This is a genomic window from Kitasatospora sp. NPDC059577 (genome assembly GCF_042735475.1).
Taxonomy (GTDB): domain Bacteria; phylum Actinomycetota; class Actinomycetes; order Streptomycetales; family Streptomycetaceae; genus Kitasatospora.
Window position 1 is genome coordinate 2,424 of the sequence record NZ_JBHWBZ010000112.1, and the last position, 4,732, is coordinate 7,155.

Here is a 4,732-nt window from a genome sequence, read left to right on the forward strand (position 1 = left end):
GCCCCCCCGCCCCCCCCCCCGGGGGGGGGTTCGCCCGGACCCAGCCGGGGGGGGGGGGGGGGGGGGGCCGGGGGCCCCCCCCCCCGCCGAGGGCCGCGGCGTCGTTGCCGGCGGCGGCGTGCGTCTTCCCGTCCGCTCGCCGACCTGATCCCGGCGCGTGAGTGCCTCAGTGTGCCCCCGCTCGCGTGTACACACACCTTCCGGGGCGAATGCGGCCACCATCGTGTGAACCCGCCTTCCTGCTTCCGCTGGTGACGGCGTTTCGCTCCATAAGGTGCCGTTCGAGGTCAGCCGTTTCGGCGAACCCGAACCGCCCGAGGAGTCAACCGATCATGCCTACCCCTGTCGTCGACGTCTGGGGCCCGGTCTCCCCCGAGCCCCGATCCGCGCTTCCCCCCGCACCGGAGCCGCATGAGGAGTGGACCCTCTCCGGCGGAACGGCCTGGGTCTACTACAGCCCGCTGAACCGCCGGCAGCTCGTCCGGCCCGTCATCCTCTCCGACGGCTTCTCCAGCGGGCGGAGCAACCTCGACCAGCTGTGGAACGGCCTGGAGGAGAACGGCGACTTCCGCTTCGTCTCCGAGCTGCACGCGACCGGCCGGGACGTGATCATCCTCGGCTACGACGACCGGACGGCGTCGATCAAGGACAACGCCGACACCGTCGTCGACTGCATCCGCCGCACCATCCGCGAGCGGGTGGGCCGTTCGAAGCTGGTCGTGGGCGGCTTCAGCATGGGCGGCATGGTCACCCGCTACGCGCTGGCCAGGATGGAGCAGGACCCCACCCTGCCCGACCACGAGACGTCCCTCCACCTCTCCTACGACTCCCCCCACCACGGCAGCTGGCTCCCCGTCTCCCTCCAGGCGTTCATCCACTTCGCGACGGACAACTGGAGCGATGACCCCGTCGTGGGGGACTCCCTTCGCCTGTTCTCCGGTCTGCTCAACAGCCCCGCCGCGAAGCAGATGGCGCGCTGGTACATCGCGAAGGCCGACGACACCCCGGCCCCGGCACCGGAGCGGGTCGCCTTCCTCCGGGAGCTCGACGAGCTCGGCGGTTGGCCGCGCGCCGTCCGCAAGATCGGTGTCGCGAACGGCGTGGACACCGGCCGGGGCAACGGCGTCAAGCCCGACGCGACGGCGGTCAGGGGCGACGGCGAAACGCTGAAGGACACCTGGCTCAAGATCCAGGCCCAGGGCGACCAGGTCGTCGCCCGCCTCCAGAAGACCGGCGGGACGCCGGTCCTGGTCCGCACCGGCGGGCTGCCCGAGATCGACGGTGCCCCCGGCGGCCTGTTCACCCTGCCGCTGCCGGACGGCGGCGACCCGGGCAGCTTCGGCCTGGCGGGCCTCCTCATGACGTTCCTCCGCAACACCGTGGACCCGGACGTCATCCGCACGTCCTGCTTCATCCCCAGCATCAGTGCCGTCGCCGCCGGTGACATCGACGACCCGAAGGCGCTCTACAAGCCGATCGCACCGGACACCAGCGAGCTCGACGCCTTCCTCTGCGCCAGCCGCAACGAGGGACACACCACCATGACCGAGGAACTCGGCGCGTGGATCGTGAACGAGATCGTCTCCACCGAGTGACCCCTCCCCGGGGTGGGCGGGCCGTGCCCACCAGGCTCACCGGCCGGACCGGCACTGCGCCCGGCACTGCGCCCGGCACGCTGCCGCCCGCCGCCGGGCACGGCCCCAAGTAAGCGCGGGCTCAGGGGCGTTGCACGGGAAGTCGGCGGGTCCGACTTCCCGTGCGGCGCATCGCCTGCCACGAGATCGACGGTACGCCGCCTGCCACGGGACCGGTCGCCGGGCGGGCCCCGGGTGACGGCCCGCCGCCCTTTCCAGTGACTTCTCCGCCCGCATCCCCCGTTTTCGTTTGGCGTGTCCACGCCGCCGGAATCCCTGTGCCTCAGGAGGGCCGCCAGGCCCCGCACCGAAGGGAACACCAGCGTGCACCACGTCATCCGGAAACTCGCCCTGCTCGCCGCCGCCACCACGACCACCGTCACCACCGCCACCACCACGACGGCCACCGCCACCGTCCTCCCCACCCCTGCCACGCCCGCCGCGCAGACCACGCACGCCGCGCCCCGGCAATCCAGCCCCGCGGAGTTCGGCATCCGCTTCGAGCCGGACGGCGACCCCGGCCAGTGCGGCGGACACCGGGGCGAGCAGTGGAACCTCACCGGCGACTGGTCCGACGAGATCGTGCTCGACACCGACGACCGCCCGGGCGGCTGCCTGCTCGCGTTCGGCATCTTCGACCCGCAGAACGACCTGGCCGACGCCTCCGTCCGGTACGCGTTCCAGTCCACCCCCGGTACCGCCCCGGGCCAGTGCGGCAACCAGGGCGACTACCGGATCCCGGCCACGCCGAACTTCACCTTCGGCCCGGCGATCCGCATCGACACGGACAGCCGGCCGGGCGGGTGCACGCTCACCTTCCTCGTATCGAACACCGCCTCCGTCACCCTCGACATCCGCTACGCCGGCAGCGGCGACGTCAGCCAGTGCGGCGGCGCACTCCCGAACGACCTCTACACCGCGTACCCGGGCCACCCGGTGCCGCTCACCGTCGACACCGACAACCGCCCCGGCGGCTGCCGGCTGCAGCTGCGGCTGAACCTCTAGCCGCCGACGGTCCGGCCGATCACGTGCGGAGCCGGATGGCGAGGGCTGCTGCGATGACGGTGCCGAGGTGGACGCAGCCGCGCTTGTCGTGTCCGGCGGCGACCGCTCCGGCGTTCCTGAGCGTGTTGATGGCTCGTTCGACGATGGTGTGCTTCTTGACCTCTGGTTCGATCTGCACCACCGAGGCGGCGGGCACCACGACGTGTTCGGCGTAGTCTCCGCCGCGCGGTTCGGCGAACAGGACCATGGCGACGGCCCGTTGGCCGATGGCGCGGCAGCGGACGGCGCGGCAGCGGACGGCACGTCGGCCGACGTGCCGTTGGCCGACGGCGCGTCGGCGGACGGCGTGTTCGCCCCCGGGCCGGCCGATCCGACGGTGATCGGCCGCGTGGTCGGCGCCCTCACTGTCCACTACCGGGGCCGAGCTGCTCGATCACAGCGGCCGCGCGCCCCCGGATGCGGACCTCGCCGGGGCCTGCCTGCGGCTCGGGCGGTTCCAGGGCCCGCAGGACCTCCGGGCCGCCGGACCCGTCGATGCCGATGGCTTTCGTGCCCTGGCCTCACCGGCCCGCCGGGTACGGCGTTCCCGCCGGTCCACCCGATCAGTTCCTGCGCCGCCGCCGCTGCCCGTACGGACCGCTGCGGTCGTGGGGCCGCCACTCGTCATCGTCGTCCCGCCCCCGCGGCATGCCAGGAGGCAGCGAGGCGGCCCCGCCGTCGCGCAGCTCCGCCGCCATGGCCACGGCGGGATCGGGAACCGGATCCGCGTAGCGTTCACGCTCCAGTTCGGGAAGTGGCCGCCCCGCCCCGGCACTTGGCGCCGGAGCGGCGGCAGGCGTCCTCCTGCGCACCGGGTCGGCACGCGGGACGGCCGGACGGATCTCGATGCCGTTGCGACGCAGCTCTTCGACGAACATCGCCCGCTGCTCGACGTCCATGCGGGCGGCGTGCTTCTGCACGAGTTCGTAGGAGTGGGTGCCGGGACGGACCGGCCGGGCGAGCCCGCGGATCGGGCCCTGGGTGGGATTCCCCGCGCGAACGTGCCAGGTGCGCGAGGCCACCGCGGCCCGACCGGCCTCCTGCCGCTCCTTCGCAGCCCTGGCCGTCTTCTCCGCGGTCTTCTTCTCCGCCTTCTCGGCGGCCTTCTCGGCGAACGTCTTCGCGGCGGCCTTCCCGGCCGTCCTGTCCTGCCGGGCCCGTTCTCCCACGAGGGCCTTCGCGACCGCCCTGGCGGCCTCGGCGGCTTCTTCCCGCTTCTTCGCGGCCTTCGCCCGGAGCGCGGCGACCGTGGTGGCACTGGTCTGCGAGGCCTGTTCCCTGCGCCGTTGCTCGTCCGTCGTGCGTTGTCGGCGTTCGGCTTCCTTGCGCTTCTGCGCCTCCGACCACTGGTCGGCCGCCGACATCTTCTCCGTCATGGGCGGTATGCCGCTGATCATGCCTCCCTTGATTCCCTTGCGGGACAGCAGAAATGACCGTGTATCAGTAATTTTACACCGGCTGGGCCCGATCCGCTCCCTGCTCAGGCCACGAATTGGCGGCATTCGGGCAGGTGGGTCGCCTGCGCGCCTTCATTCCCGCGTGCCTGCGTGCGCGGGAATCCGACAGGCCGGCGGGCCGCCTCAGCGGCGGGCGGCGGCCAGGGAGCGCAGCTGGACGTGGACGGCGGCGGGTTCGGTGCCGGTGAGGGCGGCGACCTGCGCGGCGGACAGGTCGAGGACCAGGTGCAGCAGCAGGACGTCCTGCTGGGTGGCGGTGAGGTGGGCCACCGGGCCGAACGGCCGCGGGCCGGCCAGGGTGCGGACGCGGTGGCGCACCGCCTGCCAGGCGCAGGCCGCCGGGCTCGCGGTGGCCAGGGCGTCGAGCCAGTGGCCGCCGAGTTCCTCGAAGGCGGCGCGGACGGCCAGCGGTGCGTCGTCGGCCGGCAGGAGCAGGGCGGCGTAGTCCAGGTAGTGGCGCAGGTGGAGGTCGTGCAGCGCCCACAGGCCCAGGGCGGGTCCGGGGGCGGCTGGTGGGCGTGGTGGTGTCGGCATGGTGGTGTCCCGGGGTGGCGCGGGGTGGGTGCCGGGCCCGCGGACGGAGCACGTGGCGTGCTC

5 protein-coding genes are annotated in these 4,732 nt (G+C 73.2%); 2 read left to right on the forward strand and 3 right to left on the reverse strand.

What is annotated here, in order from left to right; translation table 11 throughout:
* The first annotated feature begins 332 nt into the window (after positions 1–332).
* Together ACFV0O_RS40755 and ACFV0O_RS40760 are read left to right on the forward strand one after the other, a co-directional pair.
* Positions 333–1,595: an esterase/lipase family protein gene (locus tag ACFV0O_RS40755; protein ID WP_380349909.1), complete on the forward strand. Its 1,263-nt coding sequence runs from the start codon at positions 333–335 to the stop codon at positions 1,593–1,595.
* 363 nt (positions 1,596–1,958) lie between these two features.
* Positions 1,959–2,639 carry a hypothetical protein gene (locus tag ACFV0O_RS40760; protein WP_380349912.1) on the forward strand — a complete coding sequence of 227 codons (681 nt, stop codon included), beginning with the start codon at positions 1,959–1,961 and terminating at the stop codon, positions 2,637–2,639.
* 19 nt (positions 2,640–2,658) lie between these two features.
* Here ACFV0O_RS40760 and ACFV0O_RS40765 read toward each other — a convergent pair whose 3' ends face one another.
* The 3 genes from ACFV0O_RS40765 to ACFV0O_RS40775 all read right to left on the reverse strand — a co-directional run.
* Entirely contained in the window at positions 2,659–3,051 is a 393-nt protein-coding gene (locus tag ACFV0O_RS40765; protein WP_380349915.1) for a hypothetical protein, read from the reverse strand.
* Between the two features lie 190 nt (positions 3,052–3,241).
* Entirely contained in the window at positions 3,242–4,054 is an 813-nt protein-coding gene (locus ACFV0O_RS40770; protein WP_380349918.1) for a hypothetical protein, read from the reverse strand.
* 204 nt (positions 4,055–4,258) lie between these two features.
* The coding region (locus ACFV0O_RS40775; protein ID WP_380349921.1) for a sigma factor-like helix-turn-helix DNA-binding protein at positions 4,259–4,732 on the reverse strand (474 nt) is incomplete at its 5' end.